Origin of the sequence: Vibrio sp. 99-70-13A1 (assembly GCF_013114625.1) — a bacterium.
In the GTDB taxonomy this organism is placed as follows: Bacteria; Pseudomonadota; Gammaproteobacteria; order Enterobacterales; family Vibrionaceae; genus Vibrio.
Window position 1 is genome coordinate 47,188 of the sequence record NZ_VTXD01000023.1, and the last position, 23,650, is coordinate 70,837.

16 protein-coding genes and 1 riboswitch are annotated in these 23,650 nt (G+C 41.8%); of the genes, 8 read left to right on the forward strand and 8 right to left on the reverse strand.

The features are described from left to right. Nucleotides 1-27 precede the first annotated feature (27 nt). From tcdA to F0226_RS14740, 3 genes are all read right to left on the reverse strand, one after another. Nucleotides 28-834: a tRNA cyclic N6-threonylcarbamoyladenosine(37) synthase TcdA gene (gene tcdA / locus F0226_RS14730; protein ID WP_137374901.1), complete on the reverse strand. Its 807-nt coding sequence runs from the start codon at nt 832-834 to the stop codon at nt 28-30. 91 nt (nt 835-925) lie between these two features. Beyond that, nucleotides 926-2,038, reverse strand: a complete 1,113-nt coding sequence (gene mltA, locus F0226_RS14735) for a murein transglycosylase A (RefSeq protein WP_171736408.1) — start codon at nt 2,036-2,038, stop codon at nt 926-928. An 82-nt stretch (nt 2,039-2,120) separates the two neighbouring features. Further along, nucleotides 2,121-2,597, reverse strand: a complete 477-nt coding sequence (locus tag F0226_RS14740) for a DUF2850 domain-containing protein (RefSeq protein WP_171736345.1) — start codon at nt 2,595-2,597, stop codon at nt 2,121-2,123. 161 nt (nt 2,598-2,758) lie between these two features. Between F0226_RS14740 and argA the strand changes: the two genes are divergently transcribed. Both argA and F0226_RS14750 read left to right on the forward strand, forming a co-directional pair. Next, nucleotides 2,759-4,096 carry an amino-acid N-acetyltransferase gene (argA, locus tag F0226_RS14745; RefSeq protein WP_171736346.1) on the forward strand — a complete coding sequence of 446 codons (1,338 nt, stop codon included), beginning with the start codon at nt 2,759-2,761 and terminating at the stop codon, nt 4,094-4,096. A 313-nt stretch (nt 4,097-4,409) separates the two neighbouring features. Further along, nucleotides 4,410-4,592: a hypothetical protein gene (locus F0226_RS14750; protein ID WP_171736347.1), complete on the forward strand. Its 183-nt coding sequence runs from the start codon at nt 4,410-4,412 to the stop codon at nt 4,590-4,592. 101 nt (nt 4,593-4,693) lie between these two features. On the opposite strand, the gene recD is transcribed toward F0226_RS14750, so the two are convergent. From recD to F0226_RS14770, 4 genes are all read right to left on the reverse strand, one after another. Beyond that, complete coding sequence (recD, locus tag F0226_RS14755) at nt 4,694-6,985, reverse strand: exodeoxyribonuclease V subunit alpha (RefSeq protein WP_171736348.1); 2,292 nt, start codon at nt 6,983-6,985, stop codon at nt 4,694-4,696. Then, nucleotides 6,985-10,653 carry an exodeoxyribonuclease V subunit beta gene (gene recB / locus F0226_RS14760; protein WP_171736349.1) on the reverse strand — a complete coding sequence of 1,223 codons (3,669 nt, stop codon included), beginning with the start codon at nt 10,651-10,653 and terminating at the stop codon, nt 6,985-6,987. Before recB ends, recD begins: the two co-directional genes overlap by 1 nt. A gap of 500 nt (nt 10,654-11,153) precedes the next feature. Next, nucleotides 11,154-14,633 carry an exodeoxyribonuclease V subunit gamma gene (gene recC, locus F0226_RS14765; RefSeq protein WP_171736350.1) on the reverse strand — a complete coding sequence of 1,160 codons (3,480 nt, stop codon included), beginning with the start codon at nt 14,631-14,633 and terminating at the stop codon, nt 11,154-11,156. A gap of 128 nt (nt 14,634-14,761) precedes the next feature. After that, a complete protein-coding gene (locus F0226_RS14770; protein WP_171736409.1) occupies nt 14,762-15,712 on the reverse strand; it encodes a TDT family transporter in 951 nt (316 codons plus the stop codon). A gap of 298 nt (nt 15,713-16,010) precedes the next feature. Between F0226_RS14770 and F0226_RS14775 the strand changes: the two genes are divergently transcribed. From F0226_RS14775 to F0226_RS14790, 4 genes are all read left to right on the forward strand, one after another. After that, a complete protein-coding gene (locus tag F0226_RS14775; RefSeq protein WP_171736351.1) occupies nt 16,011-16,907 on the forward strand; it encodes a LysR family transcriptional regulator in 897 nt (298 codons plus the stop codon). 100 nt (nt 16,908-17,007) lie between these two features. Continuing rightward, on the forward strand, nt 17,008-17,301 hold the full coding sequence (locus F0226_RS14780) for a YebG family protein (RefSeq protein ID WP_171736352.1): 294 nt from the start codon (nt 17,008-17,010) through the stop codon (nt 17,299-17,301). Nucleotides 17,302-17,456: 155 nt separating this feature from the next. After that, nucleotides 17,457-17,541, forward strand: a riboswitch (Fluoride riboswitch). A 180-nt stretch (nt 17,542-17,721) separates the two neighbouring features. Beyond that, nucleotides 17,722-18,414: an iron-sulfur cluster assembly scaffold protein gene (locus F0226_RS14785; RefSeq protein WP_171736353.1), complete on the forward strand. Its 693-nt coding sequence runs from the start codon at nt 17,722-17,724 to the stop codon at nt 18,412-18,414. An 11-nt stretch (nt 18,415-18,425) separates the two neighbouring features. Then, complete coding sequence (locus F0226_RS14790) at nt 18,426-19,403, forward strand: GGGtGRT protein (RefSeq protein WP_171736354.1); 978 nt, start codon at nt 18,426-18,428, stop codon at nt 19,401-19,403. Between the two features lie 126 nt (nt 19,404-19,529). Here F0226_RS14790 and ushA read toward each other — a convergent pair whose 3' ends face one another. Continuing rightward, nucleotides 19,530-21,230 (reverse strand): bifunctional UDP-sugar hydrolase/5'-nucleotidase UshA, encoded by a 1,701-nt coding sequence (gene ushA / locus F0226_RS14795; protein WP_171736355.1) that lies wholly within the window; start codon nt 21,228-21,230, stop codon nt 19,530-19,532. Between the two features lie 512 nt (nt 21,231-21,742). Between ushA and dapD the strand changes: the two genes are divergently transcribed. Both dapD and F0226_RS14805 read left to right on the forward strand, forming a co-directional pair. Beyond that, entirely contained in the window at nt 21,743-22,774 is a 1,032-nt protein-coding gene (gene dapD, locus F0226_RS14800) for a 2,3,4,5-tetrahydropyridine-2,6-dicarboxylate N-succinyltransferase (protein ID WP_171736356.1), read from the forward strand. A gap of 424 nt (nt 22,775-23,198) precedes the next feature. Beyond that, nucleotides 23,199-23,411, forward strand: a complete 213-nt coding sequence (locus F0226_RS14805; protein WP_137374914.1) for a cold-shock protein — start codon at nt 23,199-23,201, stop codon at nt 23,409-23,411. Nucleotides 23,412-23,650 lie beyond the last annotated feature (239 nt).

Consider the following 23,650-nt stretch of genomic DNA (forward strand, 5'->3'; position numbering starts at 1 on the left):
AAGCTATGCATTAAACTCAGGGAAACTTTAGCTGTGCTTCTGAACGATTCTTTCAACAATACGAGAAACCGCAACAAAACCAAATGAAGCCGTTACTACTGTTGCCGCACCAAAACCAGTCGCGCAATCCATACGTTTTGGACCTTCAGCCGTCGCTTTTGCTGCACAAACACTGCCATCAGCTTGAGGGTATTTCAATTGCTCGGTAGAGAAGACGCAATCAATACCAAACTTACGTTGTGGGTTTTTCGGGAAGTTATGATGACGGCGTAAAGTATCTTTCAGCTTTTTCGCTAAAGGATCTTGAATGGTTTTCGTTAAATCAGCAATTTTAATCTGTGTTGGGTCAACCTGGCCACCAGCTCCGCCAGTCGTAATCACCTTGATTTTATTACTGCGGCAGTAAGCAAGCAAAGAAGCTTTTGCCTTCATACTATCAATCGCATCCAGTACATAATCAAAGTCTTTAGACAGGTATTCAGCTTGGTTATCAGGACCAATAAAGTCATCAATTAAGTTGACCTTACATTCAGGGTTAATCAGCTTAACGCGCTCTGCCATCACTTCAATTTTACTTTTACCAACAGTGCCCGACATAGCGTGTATTTGACGGTTAATATTCGTCACACATACGTCATCCATGTCGATCAACGTTAGCTCGCCTAAACCAGTACGAGCCAATGCTTCAACCGCCCATGAACCTACACCACCAATACCAATTACACATACATGTGCAGCTCGTAAGATGTCCACTTCACTATTACCGTATAAACGTCGTGTACCGCCAAAACGTTGGTCGTAATTTTCTGAAGCTGGAGTGGTTAATTCACGCATGTTGCCGCCAATTTTATTCGATGGAAAAAGAAAGAGTGCGTTTTATACGCACTCTTGGTTTAAAAGTCTAGGTTAAGCATCGGACCTTTTACTATTCAGCTTTCTCTGGGGGCATCGCCCAAGGTGCTTCAGTCGCACTCCCATTTAAACCCAGTTTCCAAACGCGACCAAAATGTTTGTAGTGACCGGCTTCTGTTCCAGCTCTAGGTCCCATCCCGTGGTACAAATCTAGGTGATTCTGTTTTACAGCCCCACCTGTATCTAACACAAGAAGCAAGCGAAGTTGATGCGCCCCACTCCATGTACCATCGGCATTCAACAGTGGAACTTCAGCCAATACAGGCGTCCCCATAGGAAGTATAGAGCGATCACCCGCTACCGCAGCCATTGGCAATAATGGAATTCCAGCACTTCCTATTACCGATAGATCGTCTTTTGACTGGAAGAAGACAAACGATGGGTTTTGCTCTAGCAGTTCTTTCACCACTTCAGCTTCATTCGCGAGTACCCACTCTTTAATCGCTTTCAAAGACATTTTTTCACGAGGAACTAGCCCTCTTTCAATCAGTACTCTACCAATACTGACATACGCCTTATTATTTTTACCTGCATAAGCAAAATACTTAAGTGTGTCGTCATCACCAAAATGAACAAAACCACTGCCTTGAACTTCCATCATAAATGGATCAATTCGATTAGCTGCGTAACCTAACTCTAAACCCTGCCCTTCTAAAGCGCCGTCGTAAATCTCAGCGCGGGTTGGGCATTCTTTATCGCACTCAGGGAGAGAATAAACAGGGAATCGATATTCAGCATCCGTTTCATGACGTAATTCAATAACAGGAGAGAAATAGCCAGTGAACAGCACATTACCATTATCATCACCACCGCCAAATTGAGCCGCTTCTACGCCATAATTTGCAAGTTCGGTAGGATCACCACTTTGCAATGCCCAAGCTTCAAGCTGCTGGTACAGTGGTTGGAAGATATTTGCCATTGAGGGTGATTTATTCACAACCATTTCGGCTTGCTTTGAAAATGCCGTGTAGTCTCTTGGGACATTAGATTCGACTTGTTCAACTTTATTCAAAGTTTGAGGAAACTCACCATCTAAATACTGTTGAGCTCGTTCGGTAGGTTGTGCACAGCCAAAAAGAAAAGAAACCGCAATGGCTGGAAATAGTTTTTTAATCACAAGAGTTATCCTAAAAATTCTATCCTTTGAGGATGACAAAATACCTTGGATAACACAATCTTAGTTTGTAAGACTTTACGATAAGTTAACCTTATCTCAGTGCATTATTCTCGCTGCCTTCTAACTTAAATAATGGGTTGTAATAGCCATCTGAATCTAAAATCATCTCTGTATTTTCAGCATTAATCATTCTAAAACGATACGTTTTATCACCAGCGTTGTATTCAAAGTGGTTACCATCAAATTTAAAATCTGTGGCAACAATAGAGCCAGAAACGGACACACCTCGTTCGCTTAATACAAACTCATCCTTTGCATAATGAGCCACTTTTTGCTCTACCCAAGTCCCATAAATTACATTCTTAGGGATGTCTGATTGATTCATTCTGGTTAGTACTTCAACGAACAAAGTTGCGACGGCAATCGACCCAACCAAAGCTAGTAGCATTAAGCTTCTTTCTAGCAGTTTTCGTTTGAATGCTGATTTAGCCTGAGCTTGCTTGTTCGCTTCATCATATAAGCTTTTGGTTACTTCATTTATCTTATTTTTTTTCACTGATACTGACATGTCATGCACTGAGTAGAACGTTCCATTGATATTCTACACGTAGTTAAAATACAGAATAAAGTATGTTTTGATAACTTTGCACTTTATTCCAAAAAACAACTTGTCAAAAATTAATTATAAATGCTAAATTTGAGAATAAATATGCAAAATGGATTTTAACTGTGAAAATTAGAAGTACTGCGCTAGTAAAAGGGTTCCGACAGTCCACACCTTATGTCAATGCTCACCGAGGCAAAACCATGGTCATCATGCTTGGTGGCGAAGCCTTTGCAGATAAAAACTTCGGCAATATTATCAATGATATTGCCCTGCTTCATAGTTTAGGCGTTAAGATCGTCTTGGTTCACGGTGCTCGCCCTCAGATAAACCAGATCCTAGAAAAGCAAGATTGCCATACCCCTTATCACAACAACATTCGTGTCACTGATGAACATGCATTAGGGTTAGTTATGCAAGCTGCAGGTCAATTGCAATTAGCCATCACAGCTCGCCTATCAATGAGCCTAAACAACACGCCAATGGCCGGAACCCAGCTTAACGTCATGAGTGGTAACTTCGTTACGGCTCAGCCATTAGGAATTGATGACGGCACAGACTACTGTCATAGCGGACGAATTCGTAGAATTGATATCGAAGGTATTAACCGAACATTAAGCCAAGGTTCCATTGTTTTACTCGGTCCTATCGCCAGCTCAGTCACTGGTGAAAGCTTTAATTTGCTCTCGGAAGAAGTCGCAACTCAAGTCGCCATACGCCTTAAAGCCGACAAACTCATTGGCTTTTGTTCCGAGCAAGGTGTGATAGGTGAAAGTGGCAATGCGCTAGCTGAGCTATTTCCAAAAGATGCCCTTCATATTTTAGAAAACCTCACCACAACCCAAAACCCAACAGAAGACCACAGTTCGGGGACTTTGCGTTTTCTGAAAGCCGCAGTGGCAGCTTGCCGAGCTGGTGTACCTCGATGCCATTTAATCAGCTACAAAGTGGATGGCGCGTTAATACAAGAGCTGTTCTCATTAGATGGGATTGGAACACAAATCGTGATGGCTAGTGCCGAACAAGTGCGCCAAGCACAAATTGATGACATTGGAGGAATATTCGATTTAATCCGCCCTCTTGAAGATCAAGGCATTCTCGTTCGTCGATCTCGTGAACAACTGGAACAAGAGATCCATCGTTTCACTATTATAGAAAAAGACGGGCTGATTATTGGCTGCGCTGCGCTTTATGCTTACCCGAAAGATCATATGGCAGAAATGGCTTGTGTGGCTATTCATCCAGATTATCGCGACGGTAACCGTGGGTTGTTGCTACTTGATTACATGAAGCATCAGTCTAAGTCTAATGATATCGACCAGATATTCGTACTCACGACTCACAGCCTTCATTGGTTCCGAGAGCAAGGTTTTTATGAAATAGGTGTGGATGAATTGCCAATGGAAAAGCAAGGTCTGTACAACTTCCAAAGAAAATCAAAAATCTTGGCATTAAATGTCTAGGTGGTTTCAATATTTCTGTCTTACTGCTCGTGAAATACTGTGAAAATAAAGTAAACACTCTAAGTCTCATTTTTAAGACGAGTTTGTATTAAATGTAATCGTTTACCGCTTGTTTTTTATAAATTATGCACTTTCATTCACAAGCAAGTTTGTATAGAATTTACTCGTTTTTGAGGGGGCACCCTCATAATTGGAAAAGACAACTCAACCAGAAGTTGTTACTGCACGGATTGCTAAAAACATTAACTCACTGTTTTCAAGATGTAGTAGTGAAGGCTAGCGTTAATAACTATAAGCAAAAAGAGCAAATTTTATGAGAACCATTATTTGTAATTCGCTGCAAAGCTTTTGGGATATGGCTGATAACCAATTTTTAGAAGGCTTAGATGTACACTGTGTTTTTCCTGCCAGTGATAACCTAAAAGAGTTTATTTTGAACTGTCAAAACCAGTACAAAATAAACCACATATCATTTACGCGAGCACTTACTGGTTAACGAAACCTAAGTAAATGCTCGAGTGAGTAGCCAGGGATGGTTACTTAGCTATATGTTACTTAGCTATATTGTCCTATCGATATACGCACTATCTATATTCTTCAGTTCACAAGGCGGCTAACCAGCCCACTCATTCGCTCTGTTCTCACTTTAATACCACGCTTTAACACTCCAGTATCACTGAACATCATTAAACGACTTTTTGCTCGTGTGATGCCGGTATAAATCAATTCGCGAGTTAAAATCGGGCTAAACTCTGGCGGTAAAATCATTAAGGTCAGATCAAATTCACTACCTTGAGATTTATGAATTGTCATCGCATAAGCGGTTTCATGATCTGGAACTCGACTAGGTAGAATAGATTTCACACTACCATCAGGTAATTCAAAATACACCTTCAATCGAGCAGCCTCTCCTTCTCGGCTATCGTCTGTAGCATCCAGCATACAGATCCCAATATCACCATTATAGAGACCAAGACCGTGATCGTTTCTTGTTACCATGACAGGACGACCGTGATACCAAAGTTCATCATTATTAGGTTGAATCAATCGCCTTGCTGCTAATGCTTTTTCAATACGGTGATTTAACCCCGAAACACCAAAGTCACCTTCTCGAATAGCACACAACAAGCGGCACTGACTGAATAGATCAAGAACAGATTTTGCTTTTTGATCCTGTGCTTTCACTCTTAATTCTTGTTCTTTTTGCATCTCGCTGAGATCTTCAAAAGCGAGATCACCTGAAGCCGATTCTTTTTCACTAACATTCAAAGCTATTGTATTTAATGGCTCATCAATTTTATTGAGATAACGACCATATTCTGTCACTAGTGTGCGGAGCATTAAGTTATAGCTATCACTCGACAACATATGATTTTCGATGTCATCAAACCCAGCATTAAATACTTTATCAACTTGATGAGAGCTTCCCATATTGATGGCTTTCGCTAACTGACCAATGCCTGAACGAGCGTCAAATCGATAACTCTTTTGCAGCATACATAAGCTATCAGCAATGGATGGATGCTTAGCCAGCTTAGACGCTTTATTCAAAGCCTCAAATCCTGTCAGTGACGCAATCAGCGCACCTTGTGACGAGCTATATCCAGACTCCGTAAACGAGCATATATCGCCAAGAATTGCCCCCGCCTCTACAGAAGCAAGCTGATCTTTATCACCGAGTAATATTAGCCTTGCATGATCAGGTAAAGCATCCACCAGCTTATACATCATGGATAGATCAACCATTGAAGCTTCATCAACCACTAATATATCGAGGTGCAATGGGTTATTGCGATTATGACGGAACTCAGCACGGTTCGGGATGGCACCTAAAAGGCGATGTAGCGTGCTAGATTCTGTCGGAATGTTATTTTTCACCTCAGGTGAAATCGGTAATTGCTCAATGGCTTTACCAATAGATTCGGTCAAACGTGCGGCTGCTTTTCCTGTTGGAGCAACTAACTTGATGTTTGGTAAGTTGCCAACCTCACCCTTATTTTCACCTAAGCTTTGCTCAACCATAGCGGCTAATAGCTTAGCAACGGTTGTGGTTTTCCCGGTACCAGGACCTCCAGAAATAACGGTAAACCTGCGGCTTAATGCCACCGCCGCTGCCACTTTTTGCCAATTTAAACAAACTGACAATGGTATTAAAGTATCAAGAATTTGCAGATCAGGCACTTGAGTTGCATTTTGTAACTGCTCATCAATCGCAGCCCAGTTCAATGACGACTCTTCAACAACATCAAGATGATCACACACAAGTTGTTGTCTCAACACTTGAGTACTTTTATGACTTGCTGCCGCTTTAGCTAATGCATTAAATAAGAAATGATAGCTTCGAGAAAAGAGACGATCTAACGTTTGGCTTAAAGCTTGATTTTGATCAGAACTGAATTCAACTGGCTTACTTAAGCGGTTTAAAGTATTGGCTAAAACAACCTCATAATTCCAGTAACGGTGTAGGTAAACCCTTTGTCCATCAAACATCAAAGGCTTAGCATCTGCAGATTGGTCAAGCCCAACAAGATGAGAGTCACTTAGGATGCTCAGCCAATCAATATTTATTAACCTTTGGTTAAGTTGTAAGGCAGCCTCACCATATAGCCCAAGCAAATGAGCAAAGTCGACATAAGCACTTGATTTAGAATCTGAACCTTTACTGGAGTTAAAAAGGCAAAGTTGGACACAGATATTACCTTTTCCTAATTCATTACTGACCACTCCAGCGATAAAACCAAGTTCTTGGGAATATTGTGCCCCTTGCTGCTGGGATTGCTGAGCTATAAATCGTGCGAATTGATAATCCAGCTGACGTAAAGACCCTTTACCAGCCAACAGTTTTAAAATGTCGAGCAATGAAGCCGTACTAAAATCAATAGGTGTCATTATAAAAGCTCCATTTGTCCGGCTTCGTCATCATTTAAAAGTGCATCTCGTCTATCAATGATTTTACCATCAATCAATTGATCCATTTCCTCTAGTAGCTCAAGAGAAGGTTTAGCTGAAAATATCCCTTGCTGTGATTGCCCATCAATACCACGTAAAAATAGGTAATACACACCACCAAAATGAGTATCATATCGGTAGTTAGCCACTCGACTTCGAAGGTATCGATGAAGTGCAAGTGCATAAATTTGATATTGTAAGTCGTATCGGTGATCAGCCATTGCCGCTTTCAAGGCTTCACCATGATAAACGCTCACATCGTCACCTAGATGGTTAGATTTCCAGTCCAATACGTAATATTTGCCTTGGTGCTCAAAGACTAAATCAATAAAGCCTTTCAGCATTCCTTGCACTGTTTGAAAGCCTAAATCCCCAGCTTTAGCCGATAAAGGATCGTGATATTGAATTACCCTATTCAATTCTGAAGAACTAAGCACTTCTATCGGCAACAGGAATTCCATCTCAACCAACCGCTGAGATTCTCCTTTACTGGATAATTTTAAATCTTTTCCATCAAGTGGAGTATTAAGAACGGTATCGACCAACTCTTGTAAAATTGGTAACCATTCGGCTTCATATTGCTCAGATTCAAGTAGCTGTAAAATGACCTGTTCATTACGTTCTGAAGTCGCAGGTTCAGTGAATTCCACCTCTTCAAACAAAGTGTGTAAAAACGTTCCGGGGCGAGCGCCTCTTGGGAAAGTAAAGATGGAGCGTTCTGGTTCAATAAGTTCCGACTCATCTTGCTCATCAGCGGAATCAACATCGAGCCCTGACACTTCAATAGTCGCATCATGACTTGCACTATGATGACCTTGTTTTACTAACCCTGAGTAACTTGTAATTCGCCACCCTCGATCTATGTGAGTCTGTAAAATTCTGGCTTCTAATGCTTCAGGTTGCTCTTCATTAGCTTTGAAAACATCATCATGAGCAGTTGGAACGTCTGCTAAAATAATACTTGAACCATTCGTTTCTAAACCCGCTAGTTTTTGCGTAAGTTCTGCAATGCCTAGCTCTTCACCATTTTGTACCAAATGCCCCATTGCACTTAGGTGAACGCCAGTAGGCTCTTTCGTTGAGCGACCTTTCCTCAAAGGTGCCATGCCGATGTAACACCCGTAAACAGCACGTGTAAGCGCTACGTAAATTAAGCGTAAATCTTCAGCTAAACGTTCTTTATCTGCTTGAGCTAAGGCTTGAGGGCTACCTGTAATATCTAATACTGTTGAGTCAGTTTCATGGTCATAGTATTTGCCTTCACTTGCTTCGCGGTAACTAGTAACAAAAGGTAAAAATACTAAGTCATATTCCAAGCCTTTAGACTTATGAATCGTAACAATCTGAACGAGATTTCTCTCTGATTCAAGACGTTGAATATCGTCTTCATTGCCACCTAAACCATTTTGAGCGTCGATAATAGATTCTGCCAACCAGCGCAGTAAACCATAGTCACTATCAAGCTCCTGCCTTGCTTGCTGTAAAAGTTCACCGATGTGCATTAAGTCGGTAAGTGAGCGCTCACCATTTTCTTCTTCCAATAATCTTTCTGCTAAATGGCGCTTACTAATAACACCACGTAACATGGGTAGCACACCTCGGATTTGCCAAAGCTTGCGGTATTCGCGGAATTCATTCACCACGTTTTCCCACACCACTTCATCATTATTCAATTCATCAAGTGAGGCTGCATCCAATGCAAAAAGTTCTGAAGCTAAGCTTGCTCTAAGCGCTCTGTCATTTTCAGGAGTCAGAACTGCTTGTAATAAGCGTTGGATATCTTGCGCGACAGAGCTAATGAATACACTGTCTCTATTTGATAGGTACACACTTGCGATACCTTGCTCAGCTAATGCATTTTTAACCAACCTACCTTCACTTCCGGTACGCACCAGTACCGCAATATCCCCAGCGGCAATAGCATGTTGCTCTTTACCTGAATCAAAGAAAGCTTGCCCTTGCTGAGAAGCGGTAAGAATAGTTTGAATTTCACTCGCGGTCGCTTCTGCCATCGCCTTATGGTATTCACCTTTTGGCAATGGCTTATCGTCTGCTTCTTGTAGCCAAAAGGTCATGGCTTGCTGAGTTTGACCATTCATAACCCAGTTTCTTTTATCGGCACTAGGACTCGCCGATACCGATAAAAAAGGGATATCTTGATCATAGATGAAAGGGCTATCTGGTGTTGCGAACACTTGATTCACAGCACTCACCATATCAGAACTTGAGCGCCAGTTTGTCCCCAACGTATAGTGAGCACTAACTTGGTTACGAGCTTTAATGTAAGTAAAAATATCCGCCCCACGGAAGCCGTAGATCGCTTGCTTGGGATCTCCGATCATAAACAAGCCGCATTCTGGGCTGTCTAAATAAATACGGCTAAAAATACTGTATTGAAGGGGATCGGTATCTTGGAATTCATCGATCATTGCAACTGGGTATAAGCTTCGAATTCGTTCAATTAACAGTGATTGCTCATCCATATCAATTGAAGCAGATAACTGAGTCAACAAGTCATCAAAAGACAACCATTGCTTTTGCTGCTTAGCCTTTGCCAACATTTCTCTACAATGTTGAATTGCGTGTGCCAATAAAGGCGCTTTAAGATCCGCTGGATTCGCTAAAAAGTCCTCGATAGCTTCGAAAACAGCATGTTGAGGCGCTGTACCTTTTGGTGTTTTTTCATTTAATGTACTTTGAGAAAACTTCTCAAGTTTATCCGGAACAATGTAATCGTACGTTTCACTGTTCGCCCAAGCTGTAACGGCTTCAAGCCAAGTGGGTAGTGACTTTTTGGTATAGCTTCGCTTATTAACATCAGACCCAGATATTAGCGCTAAAAAGTCAGCCTCTGAGTCTAGCCATAGCTTTTTCAAGGCTTTGATTTTATCTAGGTTCTGATTATGTAGGCTTTGCAAGTCACCGCTCATCGCTTCAACAGTAAGTTTAAGTGGAGAGCCAGTCAGATAACGGTTTACATCAGCCAGTAAAGCCGAAGGTGAGCCCCAGATATTACGAACCTCACCAACCAGTTGCATCGGCAGTGGATAAAACTGGCGTCGCCAATAATCCGCGACCACTTGAGCTTTCAAATGACTTTCATCAGTGACAAATTCATTGTCAAAACGGCTGCCAGATTCGAAAGCATTTTGCGTTAGCATTCGCTGACAAAAACCGTGGATCGTATAAACCGCAGCTTCATCCATTTGTCTCTCAGCCTGCAACAAAATTGACGCAGCTTGAGGGTGATTGGGGATTTCTTCTAGTAGCGGAGCAATAACAGGGTCATGACTGACGCCGCGAGCAAAAGCAATTCTGGCATCATGAATTCTAGAACGAATACGGTCTCTTAGTTCTGCAGTTGCCGCCTCGGTAAAGGTCACGACTAATATTTGATCGACGGTCAAAGGTTGCTGGTGACGTGTGCCTTCTGATTCTTCTGAAGTCGCAGAGCCATGACCTAATAACAAACGTAAATACAAACCTGCAATAGTGAAGGTTTTACCTGTGCCCGCAGAAGCTTCAATGAGCCGCGCACCATGCAAAGGAAATGTCATGGTTTCAAGAGGCGTCGCCACTATTGAATTCGCCTGAGACGTTACTGTCATAAATGCACACCTTTCACTATCAGTTTTGTTTTCGTTATTGTCATCATTCAATTATCTGAATTGGGTGATCCCTGCTTAAACCACGAGGGTTCCCTTTACCTCTGACCCACAGCAAATAGAAATCGATCTAAATGCATGTGATCTTTCCCATAAAATGGAGGAAATTATGAATGTTTATTTACTATCTAGAATGTTGTGAGATCTCACTCACGGTTAACATTTCATGTGCCCGATACTATGCGCGCCATGAGTTAGCTATATTTTGTTACATTTTGCTAACCAAAAGAATCATGGTCCCTCTGACCTATGGCCGCACAGCGAACGCCCTACACTAATAATGATTTACTGGCGGCCACTTTACCTTTCTGCTTTCTTGCCTTCTGTTTTCCTAGCTTTCTAATTCTCTGTTTTCCTAACTCAGCTTATCTACTGCTTTATTTACCTTCCTAAAGCTCTTTAGACATATCTCTTTAAAATCAGAACGCTAACTGCTTGATTGGTTATTCCTGATCTTTAGGGTCGATGGCTGATAAACGAGGAGCTTGTAAGATTCGGCTGGAATATAAACGAGCTTGAGCGGCAAGTTCATCATTCCATTGCGGCCAGATACGAGAAATATAAGTATCACGACCTTCACCAGTAAATGCATAACTATCGTTAAAAGTATCTGCCATTTTCTTGAATGACTTTTCTTCATCATCAACCCACTTACCTCGGCTAAAGCCCGCCTCAACATTTGCAAGTGCCGTTTTAGGGAAGTAAGGCAGCGGCGCTGTCATTCCTTGATAAAATAGCTCAACGAATTCACCTAATAACTCGACCGCTTTCTGAGCGTTATTAAGCGGTGCATAAGTTAAATGCACAACGCCTTCTTTTTTATCGTAGCCAATAATATGGGTGGATTTTGTATTCCCCATAGCAGCGCAACACAAGTGATCAATCCATGCTGATAAGTAGTCTTGTGAGCGTATTTTTCCGCTTCGGTAACGAACTAAGCCTGATCGATAGTTTTGAGTTAACCAACCCGTTAAGCGGACTGGTTTACCTTCACCAAGAACGTTGAGTTCAATATTCACGTCTATATCGCTTTGGATAGAACCGCTCACAAAGCGAATTTCTTTGGCTAACTCTTCGGCTTGGACTCGATTCGTTTCAAACTCTATGTCACCAAATGCACCAATAGGTAACTTACCTTGCGCTTTTTGTTCAGACACAAATTGCGAAACGGCTTCATCAACATTGTCTGAATTGTCGAGCAATACTTGCAGTAAACCATTCTTAAGTTGGAAACTTTCCAGCCCATTTAGCACAAACGGTTCATCATCTTCCATTACTGGTAGCGGTGGCTCAAACATCACTTTTAAGCGACGATTGAAGAAGTACTGCACAGGTAAGCGCCAGAATCGTTGCAATTCAACCAAATCAAGTTCTAAAGGATAAGTCGCACCATGTAAGTACTCATCCAAGGAACGGTTAAAATCACCACTTCTTTGCCCTTGTCTGTTTGCGGCAGGTAACCATTCTCTCGCGTAGCTATTCATAGCTGGTGCTAAATCATGATTAAAAGCCGAAGGGCTAAATGGCGTCATTGAATGTTCAAACGTCATCGCTTGTTCTAGGTTTTCACCTGAATCATCACTAGGTAATTCTTGCTGACCATCTAAGCAATAGTTCTGCTGACAATATTCCAATAACTCAGCCACTAAGACAGAAGGAACACGCTCGGTATTATCTTGAATTGAGCGACCAACAAAGCTGATATATAAGCACTCTTGAGCCGAAAGCATGGCTTCTAAGAAAAGGTAACGATCATCATCTCGGCGGGAGCGATCACCAGGGCGAATACGACCATTCATTAAGTCGAACCCTTCAGGGGGCACTGAACGCGGGTACACACCATCGTTCATGCCTAACAGGCATACTGTTTTAAAAGGGATTGAACGCATTGGCATTAAGGTACAGAAGTTAACTTGTCCGGCAAGGAATCTCTGGCTAATGCGCGCACCAGATAACTTATTATTTAAGTATTGGTAAATGATGCTTGGAGACAGCTCTTGCTCAAATAAAGCATCATCCAACTGCTCTTTTAGTTGAGAAAGCGCATCTCGGATGGACTTCAGTACGACTTCACCTTCAAGCTCAACTGCAAAGAAATCATCAATCATAGAAAGTAATACTTCACGCCACCCATCAATTGACTGAGAACGAGTAAGCAAATCACGGTAGTGAGCAATTTTCTCAATAAAATGAGCGAGTTTCCCTGCAAGTTCAGCATTTATGCCCTGAACTTCATTGTAAGCTGCAATGGAATCTCCGTGACTTTCAAATAAACCAGCAGAGTCGGACATTGCATAGCCCAGCAACATTCTTTGAATGCCGAATAACCAAGTGTTTTGCGCGGTTGCGGGTAGCTCGAATTCTTCTGCGGTTGAAGCATCCACTCCCCAACGGATCCCAGCTTCTTCAACCCATTGCTTAGCTTGTTCAAATTGAGATTCATCTATCTCGAATTTTGCCATCATTGCGGGTATTTCAAGCAACTCAAGAAGTTCAGAAGCAAGGCAACGTGTATTTGGTAACGCCACCAGCTGCATGAAAGCAGCAAGAATTGGGCTTTCTTGATCGGCGGTTCTATCTGAAATGGAGTAAGGGACGTACCTCTCACCAGGCGCATTACCAAACACAGCCTGAATGGCAGGGCTATAAGCATTAATGTCTGCCACCATCACAATGATGTCGCGTGGTTTTAAGGTTGGATCGGCATCGAACATCGCTAGAAGTTGATCATGAAGTACTTCAACTTCACGCATTGGGCTGTGACATGCATGCACCGTCACCGAGCTATCACCAAGTTGAATCGCTTGCTTATGTTGGCTTGAATCTAGTATGTGATCGTCTTGATGTTCTTCTAGCTCTAAAATATCGGCTTGGAGTTGGTGTAATAGAGTATCGCGTGGCACATCAATGAAAAACTCATGCTCTTCACATTCCGATTGCGATAACAAAAGTAAATTGTCACGTCCTAGTTTACCTAACGATGCCAGTAAGCTGTTGCCCACTGCGTGCCCAGTATGTAATTCATCTTCTACGACATTCGCTTCTATGCCATTTTTTAATGGTGATGCTTCTCTTTCTAATTGAGGTGTACCATTCACCAGTGCAAATTGTTTTCTTTGGTTTGCTTCAATCCGAGCGATAGTTTTTCTATCTCGAATATCTCCCCAATAGTGCTGACAAGGGTTGGTAAACATTAAGTGAACATCAATATGCTCGCCTAGTGCTTTTAGCGCATCCATATAACGAGGTGGCAGTGAAGAGATACCGAAGACAAACAATCGCTTAGGAAGCTTGTCTAAGTTGGCTTTATTGGCAATCAGCGCTTCAATAAAATCATGGTATAAGTTGCCACGGTGATATTTAGATTGCCCTTGAGATAATGTTTGTTCATACAAGGCTTGCCATAAAATTGGCTGCCAAGGGTGCTCTTGCTGCTCTCCTTCCTCGCTTAATTCAGCGACGCTTTCACCGAACTCCCAACTTGCCATCCATTCAGGTCGGTATACTAAATAGCCATCAAAAATATCGGCAATTTTTTCAGCCAATTGGTACAGCTTAGAGCTATCGTCATCATTTTCTAAATAACGCTGTAATGGTAAGAATTCTTGTAATTCGAGCTTAGCAGGGAGCAAGCTCATCAACTTCCACGTCATGGCTTCTTTGTTAAAAGCACTGCGTTTAGGGACATCAGGTAAGGCTTGGGTGAACATTTCCCAAATAAAGGTGGCAGGTAGTGGGAACTCTAAATTAGCCGCAATACCAAACTCTTTTGCCAACGCCATTTTTAGCCACTGAGACATACCCGGGCTTTGAACAAGAATCTGCTCTTTATCAAATGGATTAGCTAAGGGATCATTCTTAATTAAATGAACGAGGATAATTTTTAAAGTATCGACTTTATTGGAATGGTAAACAGTAAACAAAGTGCACTCACGTTAATCTTGCCACAATATGATGTCAGATTAGCATAAGTGCAGAGGTTCAATGAGCAATATAAGCTTATGAAATACTGAAAACTTAACGTCTGTTTACCTTTTGAACGAGTGTGTGCTTAGAATCGATTCTCAATCACTCGGAAGAGACGGTGTGGCTGATAATTCATGTAATATCGCACGGCGACATAAGTCACTACCGAGGTCGCAACGACCAGTTCTAAATACGCTAAATTATAAATTTGATTGATAAACTGAGCGTCAATACCTACGCCTTGCATCCAAGCCGCCATTTTAAATAAAGCCGTCGCACCAATAACCATAGGGAAAGTAAAAGCCGCATAACCTGGGCTAAAGGGTAGACGAAGCAACTTTAAAAACGCGACGTAAATAATAAATGTCATGAGCACTGCAATACCAAACAACAAGCTGATAATGACCGGAGATGGATTAGCAGAAACCGTCAAATACCCTGCTAACGATAAGCTTGCTGGCGCAGCCATTATTGCAATCGTAGGTTTCGCTGCATCCGGGATTTCATGACGAAACATTAATCGATAAATCATAAGTGGTAGCATTACCGCATAAACGATCAAGCCAAACATCAAGACAACATTCGCGACCGGCTGCAACGTTGGATTTCCAGAGAAAGAAACATCCGCGACAATAATACCAATCGGTGGCACAAACCAACTTGGCACCATATGGTGAATCTCAAACTGTTTTGCTCTGTGGTACAAAAAGCTCACTAGAAAAACAACGTGTAAGGCAACAGATGCTAACCATACCGCCTCTTGCAAGAATTGAGAAATAGGAGCTAATGAAGCAGAAACAATCATGCAGCCCATAGCAAAAGTAGGAACAACACTGCCAACAACTGGGTGAGCTAAATCTTCACGTAGTAAATGTCCGTGAATCAAAAATTTAACGGCTAAAATAAGCAACAAACTCGCAGCAATTGCAGAGCTAACCCACTGAACGACACCTGGTGTATGCAAAACACCTTGCGAGACTAGCACTCCATCCCAGCACCACCCTAAACTCGCAATGGCTAACGCTAAACCAGCCATTGGGGTTGGAGCACCAGTTAAACTGTGTTGGATACGTTTAATCATATTAGCCTCTCTTTTAACTCGTTCCACATCATTCATTCACCTTAATTTGCGAACTCATTAGCTTGTTGAAGCCATAATATGCTTGCACAATGTTTACGAATATCCAATTATATATAACAGGCGTTCAGAATAACTAAACGCTATTTCTATGAGCCACAAATGATTTGTCGTAGAGCTACACAATATTCCTCTATGAACAACAAACTACTCCCCTATGAGTTAGAAAGCTCTGCCTCTATGAATTAGGAAAGCCATGTCTAATATTTCGATTAAGCAGCTAAAAGTGTTTGTCACCATTACTCAACACTCCACACTTACAGCGGCATCAGAAGCTTTATTTTTATCTAAAGCAGCGGTCAGCATGGCGCTTGGCGAAATGGAAAAACAACTTGGTCACTCTTTGTTTGATCGAGTGAATAACCGCCTTGTGATCAATCAAGAAGGTCAAAAATTATTACCGCTTGCAGATGAAATATTGCATAGAGCTGCTGGAATAGATGAACTGTTCGGTGATACACAAGCACTCAGCGGCTTACTGAAAGTTGGTGCAAGCGATACGATTGGTAATCAAGTTGCACCCTATATTTTGTCAGGTTTTCGGCAACAGACTCAGCATCAAGATCAAAGCTTATTCATTTCCAACAGTGCCCTCATTTGCCAAAAGCTAGTCGACTACGAACTCGACATTGCTCTAATTGAAGGCAAAACTCAGCACAAAGAACTTATTTCTAGTCAATTTAGTGATGATGAAATGTGTATCGTTGCTCAAGCTGATCATCCTCTCGCCCAACAAGATCAGGTCTCTTTGCTCGATTTGGAAAGCAGCTACTGGTTATTACGAGAATCAGGCTCTGGGACTCGCGAGTTCTTTCTTCGAACCGTTGCTCCACGTTTAGAGCATTGGTACGAGTCATTTGAATTGAATACGACTGAAGCCATCATCAATTCAGTTTCTGCTGGGCTTGGTTTTGCCTGCTTATCTCAACTCGCTGTACAACCAGCCATTCAAGATGGGCGAGTAAAAGTATTGAATGTGCCATTAGATATGAAGCGAAGATTTTGGTTACTGGTTCATAAAGACAAATATCAAAGTCCCTTACTCAAATCCTTTATGGAATACTGCCAACACTGGCAGCAACAACTAGACTAGGCTCTCACCAATGAAGGCTCTAAGGGCATTCAACTGGACTTTTAACCTGTAAAACTGTATAAAAAGCCAGTAAAAATCAACCAAACTTTGAGGACTAACCATGGCTGTTATCGTTAAGTACGTGGTCGAACGCAACGGAGAAGAGAAAATGACTTTTACCTCTAAAGCCGAAGCTGACGCTTATGACAAAATGCTGGATATGGCAGATGAATTATTCACTTTACTCGGTGGTAGTGAACTAATCGAAGATGAAGGTAAGCAAGAAGAACTTGCAATGTACCTAGCGAAGAACAAAGAAGAAGTTCTTTACGCACTAGGAGCTAAGCGTAAACCGGCTCCGAAAAAAGCGCAAAAGCTTGAAGCAGTTGAAAGCTCTGAAGAAAACGCAGCATAACTAGCTGATTACTTTTAAAAAACGCTAATAATTAGTTCTCAACAGAGTTCTTTATTGGCGTTTTTTTATACTTATCGCAATATAATAAGCGCTATTTATAGTCGAAATTGCTCTAAATATTCACTTGCATGAAAGTGTGATAAAGATCTAATCTATTGTCATCAGGTGATGGGGTTCCACCTAAGCTTTCGCTTCAACCGCCCGTTCTTTTCGAACAGTGCTAATGACTCCTACAGAATCGAAAACAGGTAAAACTGTTGGGTGTATCGTTATTCCTACCACTTTACGTGAGCATCAGTTCACAGCGACATTTGGAATATCGGCACAAAAGATCTGTAGTGAATTTAGCCACACCTCTTCCAACATGTCCTGTTTTCTCAACGCTTAGGTCTTAAATGACTTTATTAGTGAGAAAACATTATGCATTACTCTTCAGAAATTCAATCTATGTGTCCTATTCAAAGGGGCGATCTACACGCATCTGCACCTATTCCTGTTGAAGGAGCAATGGTCAGCCCAAAGGATGTGATTGCCATATCAGGTCTTAGTCATGGCGTTGGTAGCTGTGCTCCTCAGCAAGGTGCAGCCAAGCTTACCTTGAATGTTAAGAATGGCATCGTAGAAGAAGCACTTATCGAAACTATTGGTTGCTCTGGTATGACTCAATCTGCAGCGATGGCAGCCGAGATCCTCACTGGCAAAACCATTCTTGAAGCTTTAAATACTGATTTGGTCTGTGACGCTATTAATGTCGCAATGCGTGAAATCTTTTTGCAGTTTGTCTACGGACGCACTCAATCAGCCTTTTCTAAAGGGGGCTTGGAAGTCGGAGCCGCTCTTGAAGACTTAGGTCAAACACAGCGCAGCCAAGTCGGCACCAGTTACGCGACAAAAGCAAAAGGTGTGCGTTACATGGAACTGGCGGAAGGCTATGTCACGCTATTAGCGCTTGATGAGAATAGCGAAGTGATTGGTTATCAGTACCTCAACCTTGGAAAGATGATGAAAGCCATCAATGAAGGTACTCCTGCTGATCAAGCAGCGAAACTCGCGACCGGAACTTATGGTCGATTCGATGAAGCCGTTAAAACCATTAACCCACGCCAAGCTTAGAGAATCCTATTATGAATAATCAATTACCAGAACATGTACTCAACCTATTGAATGAAATGGATCTATCTTCTCTTGAGCAAGCCTATCAGTACTGCATAGAACGAAATATTGACCCAAAAACAACAGTAATGGAAACCCAACCTATCGCCTTTGAAAGCGCAGTAAACGCTTATACCTTAGGCACAGCATTGGCACTTTTCCGACACTCCAAGAATGCAGAGCAAGCAGCTACTATCATAGGGGAAGGCTTACAGGCATTCACGAAAATAGGCAGCGTGGCTGAGCAGCGTCAAGTTGGGATTGGGCATGGGGACCTAGCAGCTCGCCTTCTGAATGAAAAAAGCCAATGCTTCGCCTTTTTAGCTGGACATGAATCTTTTGCTGCTGCAGAAGGGGCAATAAAGATTGCATTGAACGTCAACCAATCACGAAGTACACCGCTAAAAGTTATTCTTAATGGACTAGGTAAAGATGCCGCCTATTTGATTTCACGGATTAATGGTTTTACCTATGTGCGCACTCAATTCAACTACGACACTAATGAGTTAGTTGAAGTCGAACGTAAACGCTTCTCTAAAGGCCCAAGAGGAGACATCCTTTGCTACGGCGCAGATGATGTTCGTGAAGGTGTGGCAATTATGCATAGAGAACAAGTAGACGTGAGCATTACGGGGAACTCAACTAACCCAACTCGCTTCCAACACCCGGTTGCTGGTATCTACAAAATGGAGCGTAACAACCAAGGGTTACCATATTTTTCTGTCGCTTCTGGTGGTGGTACAGGCAGAACGCTTCACCCAGATAATGTAGCCGCAGGTCCCGCTTCTTATGGCATGACAGATACAATGGGAAGAATGCACGCAGACGCACAGTTTGCTGGTAGCTCTTCTGTGCCGGCCCATGTGGCGATGATGGGGTTTATTGGTATGGGGAATAACCCTATGGTTGGGGCTACCGTAGCCTTAGCTGTTGCAGTGAGCCAAGCATAAGATCATTTTTGGGCTCATATATTAGATGCTATATAAGGTTCTACATTTAAAGATTCTAGACATAAAAAATCAGCCAGCAAATTGCTGGCTGATTAATATCAATAAAATTGATTTAGATAAAAATGATTAGCTTGCTGGGCAGCCTTTCACTTCTTGGCCGTTACTCATGTAAATAAGTTTGCCAGCTTCTGGAGCGTAATCTGCAGCAGTAATTTGCGGGTTAGCAGCAAAAAACTCACGAAGTACAAATGCATCTGTTAGCTGAGTAGATTCAACATCAATCACTGGGTAGTCATCACCACCTGCAGCACTGAAACTAATTACAGAGAAAGTGTACGTTTCTGCTAGATCAAAGCCTTTATTGTTAATGTCACGAATAGTCACGTCGCTCAGGTCACAGTTAACAGTCAGGCTAATATTATCCAGTTGTGCATAAGCACCAGAACCTGCGGTCTTAGTTGCAACTACATCTAGGTAGTCTTTCACTTCAGCACCCGTCATTGTTGCTTTTGTAACGAAGTTACCAAATGGTTGAACTGTCAATACGTCACGGTAAGCTACATCACCAGTTTCAATTGAAGCACGAACGCCACCTGAGTTCATCACACCAAAGTCAGCATTCACTAATTCATATGTGCGGTACGCTTCGCCTAGTAGGTGACCAAGGTTAGTTTGCTCAGCACGAACCACACCACGCTCACCTTCTAATTTTCCATCAGTATTAGAGATGATCACGTCAAGCAACTCTTGACCTTGTTGTTGGTATGGGTAAAGGATTGATTTTACTGTTGGGTCTGGCTTAATTTCAGTTTCGATGAACTGGTATTCACCGTTGTCATCTTTTTCTTTTAAGTTAACAGGCACCAAGTCATATTTAGCTAGGTGTAACTCACCACCATAAAATTCAAAATCAGCACGACCTACGTATTTACCCCATTCATGCGCTTGCATGATGTAAGTACCATTTTGTTGATCTGGTTTACAGTCATCACCTGGTTTGAAATCAGCGTATTCATTGCCTTCCATACAAACAGGGTTTTGAGAGTGACCACCAATGATCGCATCTAATTGACCTTCTTCTAAAGAACGTGCCAATAGAACATCACCAGGAGCTTCACTACCGTGTAGACCGTTTACATAGTGACCCATGTGCGTTGTTGCAAAGATTAAATCAACCGTTTCATTAGCGTTGATTTCATCAATTGCTTTTTTAATTTCTACTTGAGGATCACCGAAATGAACCGTTGCTACGTTAGCTGGGTTAACTAATTTTGCCGTATCTTTTGTCGTAAGGCCGATAACCGCGACTTTTAACCCATTAATAGTAAATACTTTGTATGGGTCAAATAGTCTTTCTTCAGTCACGGTGGCGCCATCTTTTACATAGATGTTTGCCGCTAGCATTGGGAAGTCTGCAAGTTCAGCTTGCATTTCTAATACATCTAGAGTGTTATCGAATTCATGGTTACCTAGTGCCATTGCATCATACTGAAGCAAGTTCATGCCTACGAAATCAGGCACTGCATCTTGCATATCTGACTCTGGTACACCAGTGTTGATATCACCGCCTGATAATAAAATAGTCTCGCCGCCATTTTCAGCCACTTCAGCTCGAATGCTGTCAATCAGTGTCTTACGTGCAGCCATGCCGTACTCGCCTTTACTGTTCTCCCAGAAACGACCATGGTTATCGTTTGTGTGTAAAACCGTAAATTTTGTACAAGATTCAGCAGTATCACATGTCAAAGGTGCATCGTTACTATCTGAGCCACAACCGACCATTGCGACACCAATAGAAAGTACCAATAGAGACTTAGTAAAATTCATAGCAGATCCTTCATTTATCGTTATAGATATCAATATGGCGGGTAATATACTGATATTTTGCAGTGCGTTAGTGATCGCCATCTTACTTTTCTTGCTATGAATGGGGCTTTTTTCAGTCGCTGCTATGCACTACTAGAAATAAACAAAAGTCGTATTATCTAAATAATTTATGAGCTTTTTTATAAAAATTGAGATCTGCTTTATTGAATAATTTTTAATGCATGATAATTGATTAATAATTTCTCTTTATGTGGTGTCAAACAGACTTGGACTTCACACTCTCTGGAATTTCCTCTCTATTATCAACCCAGCATGATCCAAATGACATGATAACGAAATCAATATCCAAAAAGTGAAATGTATCTCTAAAAAGACAAGCAATATCATTTTACAGACTTTCTCTCCATACACTCTTTCATAACAAGAGCGCTCTCTTTATGATGTTCCTAAGATGAAATATCATGCGATAGCGACTCGCTATCCATAGACCAATTCAAACATGGAGATTCAACATGGCTTACTTTTCACTGGCCTTCGGTACGGCAACCAAAAACCGCGACAATAAAATCATTGAAGCGTTTTTCCCTAACCCACTTCTAAACCCAAGCGATGCGCTAGTCTCTGCAGTAGCAGAAGTGACCGGTTACACTGAAGGCAACCAAGCTATCGAAATCTCTGCGGCACAAAGTGCAGAGCTTGCAAAAGCTTTCGCAGCAAATGACGACGCTGCAAACGCTTCTTTTGCTGAAAAGGCAGCAACTTCAGCTCAACCTCTTGTTCTTGTTGTTCTTGCGACTGACGAGAAGCCAGCATCTGTTGCTGAAGGCTTCCTTAAACTACAACTTATCTCTAACCGCCTAGTGCAACCACACGGTACGGTACTAGACGGTATTTTCGGTCTACTGCACAACATCGCGTGGACAAATCAAGGTCCAATCGATCTACCTGAGTTAGCAGAGCGTCAAATTGAAGCTCGCCTTGCAGGAGAAACTCTGTCTGTAGATTGTGTAGACAAGTTCCCTAAAATGGTGGATTACGTAGTTCCAGCTGGTATCCGTATTGCTGATACATCTCGTGTTCGTCTTGGCGCACATGTAGGTGAAGGCACAACAGTAATGCATGAAGGTTTCATCAACTTTAATGCAGGTACTACTGGCGTAAGCATGGTTGAAGGTCGTATTTCTGCTGGTGTTGTTGTAGGTAACGGTTCTGATATCGGTGGTGGTGCATCTATTATGGGTACGCTTTCTGGTGGCGGTACGATGGTTATCTCTATCGGCGAAAACTGCTTATTAGGCGCAAACGCAGGTCTTGGCTTCCCAATGGGCGACCGTTGCACAGTTGAGTCTGGTCTTTACGTGACGGCGGGAACTAAGGTTCGCATGCTTGATAAAGATGGCAATGAGGTTGAAATCATTAAAGCACGCGATCTGGCTGGCGTTTCTGATCTACTATTCCGCCGCAACTCTGTGACTGGTCAAATTGAATGTCTAGCTAACAAATCAGCAGTTGAGCTCAACAGCGAGCTACACAGCAACAATTAATAGACAATCTAAAATTGATAAATCAAACTCTGACAATTTTATAAGTTTAAGTTTTTGATTAAAAAGCCGTTAATTCGAGAGTTTTAACGGCTTTTTTAGCTAAAAAATAAGCATTAGAAACCATAGAACTTAATAGAGTATTGCGACGAATAAAAAATCTCAAAATACCTCCATTTGTCAAACTGAATAATTTTAAAAAAAACGAAAAAAACTCTGTACAAAAAACCATCCAGCGTTATCATAGCGCCAGTTGTTCAGAGAGTTATTAAATGCAGCATCAAGTACAAGTAAAACTTCCACTATTAAAACTTAGTTTTTGTAGTTAGGCGTTTCCCTTTTATTTAGCATCACATTATATAATTCAATACATTAACAATCTGTTAATATTGAACGTTTTTCAATTAAATAAAATAAGGGACATAACATGTCTAACTCAAATACTGGTATCGTAAAATGGTTTAACGAAGAGAAAGGTTTCGGTTTCCTTACTCAAGATAACGGCGGCGCAGACGTATTCGTACATTTCCGTGCTATCGCTTCTGAGGGTTTCAAAACTCTTAAAGAAGGCCAAAAAGTGTCTTTCGAAGTAGAGCAAGGCCAAAAAGGTCTTCAAGCTAGCAACGTTATCGCTCTTTAATTAGAACTTTAATGTCGTAGCTAATACGAATAAATGAAAGGTCGCCTCTATGGCGGCCTTTTTTGTATCTTGCGTTTATCCAAAATAAAGCTTCACCACAAAGTCTGTATCTCTTCCACTCCTCGCTAACCTGCCTCTGCCTCTGTCTCTGTCTCTGTCTCTGTCTCTGTCTCTGTCTCTGTCTCTGTCTCTGTCTCTGTCTCTGTCTCTGTCTCTGTCTCTGTCTCTGTCTCTGTCTC

Excerpts from the sequence above, each read along its gene's own strand:
- F0226_RS14805 (WP_137374914.1), top strand. The coding sequence starts at position 23,199 with ATGTCTAACTCAAATACTGGTATCGTAAAATGGTTTAACGAAGAGAAA.
- F0226_RS14785 (WP_171736353.1), top strand. The coding sequence starts at position 17,722 with ATGCATTACTCTTCAGAAATTCAATCTATGTGTCCTATTCAAAGGGGC.
- F0226_RS14780 (WP_171736352.1), top strand. The coding sequence starts at position 17,008 with ATGGCTGTTATCGTTAAGTACGTGGTCGAACGCAACGGAGAAGAGAAA.
- F0226_RS14775 (WP_171736351.1), top strand. The coding sequence starts at position 16,011 with ATGTCTAATATTTCGATTAAGCAGCTAAAAGTGTTTGTCACCATTACT.
- recD (WP_171736348.1), bottom strand. The coding sequence starts at position 6,985 with ATGACACCTATTGATTTTAGTACGGCTTCATTGCTCGACATTTTAAAA.
- F0226_RS14740 (WP_171736345.1), bottom strand. The coding sequence starts at position 2,597 with ATGTCAGTATCAGTGAAAAAAAATAAGATAAATGAAGTAACCAAAAGC.
- recB (WP_171736349.1), bottom strand. The coding sequence starts at position 10,653 with ATGACAGTAACGTCTCAGGCGAATTCAATAGTGGCGACGCCTCTTGAA.
- tcdA (WP_137374901.1), bottom strand. The coding sequence starts at position 834 with ATGCGTGAATTAACCACTCCAGCTTCAGAAAATTACGACCAACGTTTT.
- dapD (WP_171736356.1), top strand. The coding sequence starts at position 21,743 with ATGGCTTACTTTTCACTGGCCTTCGGTACGGCAACCAAAAACCGCGAC.
- F0226_RS14770 (WP_171736409.1), bottom strand. The coding sequence starts at position 15,712 with ATGGCTGGTTTAGCGTTAGCCATTGCGAGTTTAGGGTGGTGCTGGGAT.
- ushA (WP_171736355.1), bottom strand. The coding sequence starts at position 21,230 with ATGAATTTTACTAAGTCTCTATTGGTACTTTCTATTGGTGTCGCAATG.
- F0226_RS14790 (WP_171736354.1), top strand. The coding sequence starts at position 18,426 with ATGAATAATCAATTACCAGAACATGTACTCAACCTATTGAATGAAATG.
- F0226_RS14750 (WP_171736347.1), top strand. The coding sequence starts at position 4,410 with ATGAGAACCATTATTTGTAATTCGCTGCAAAGCTTTTGGGATATGGCT.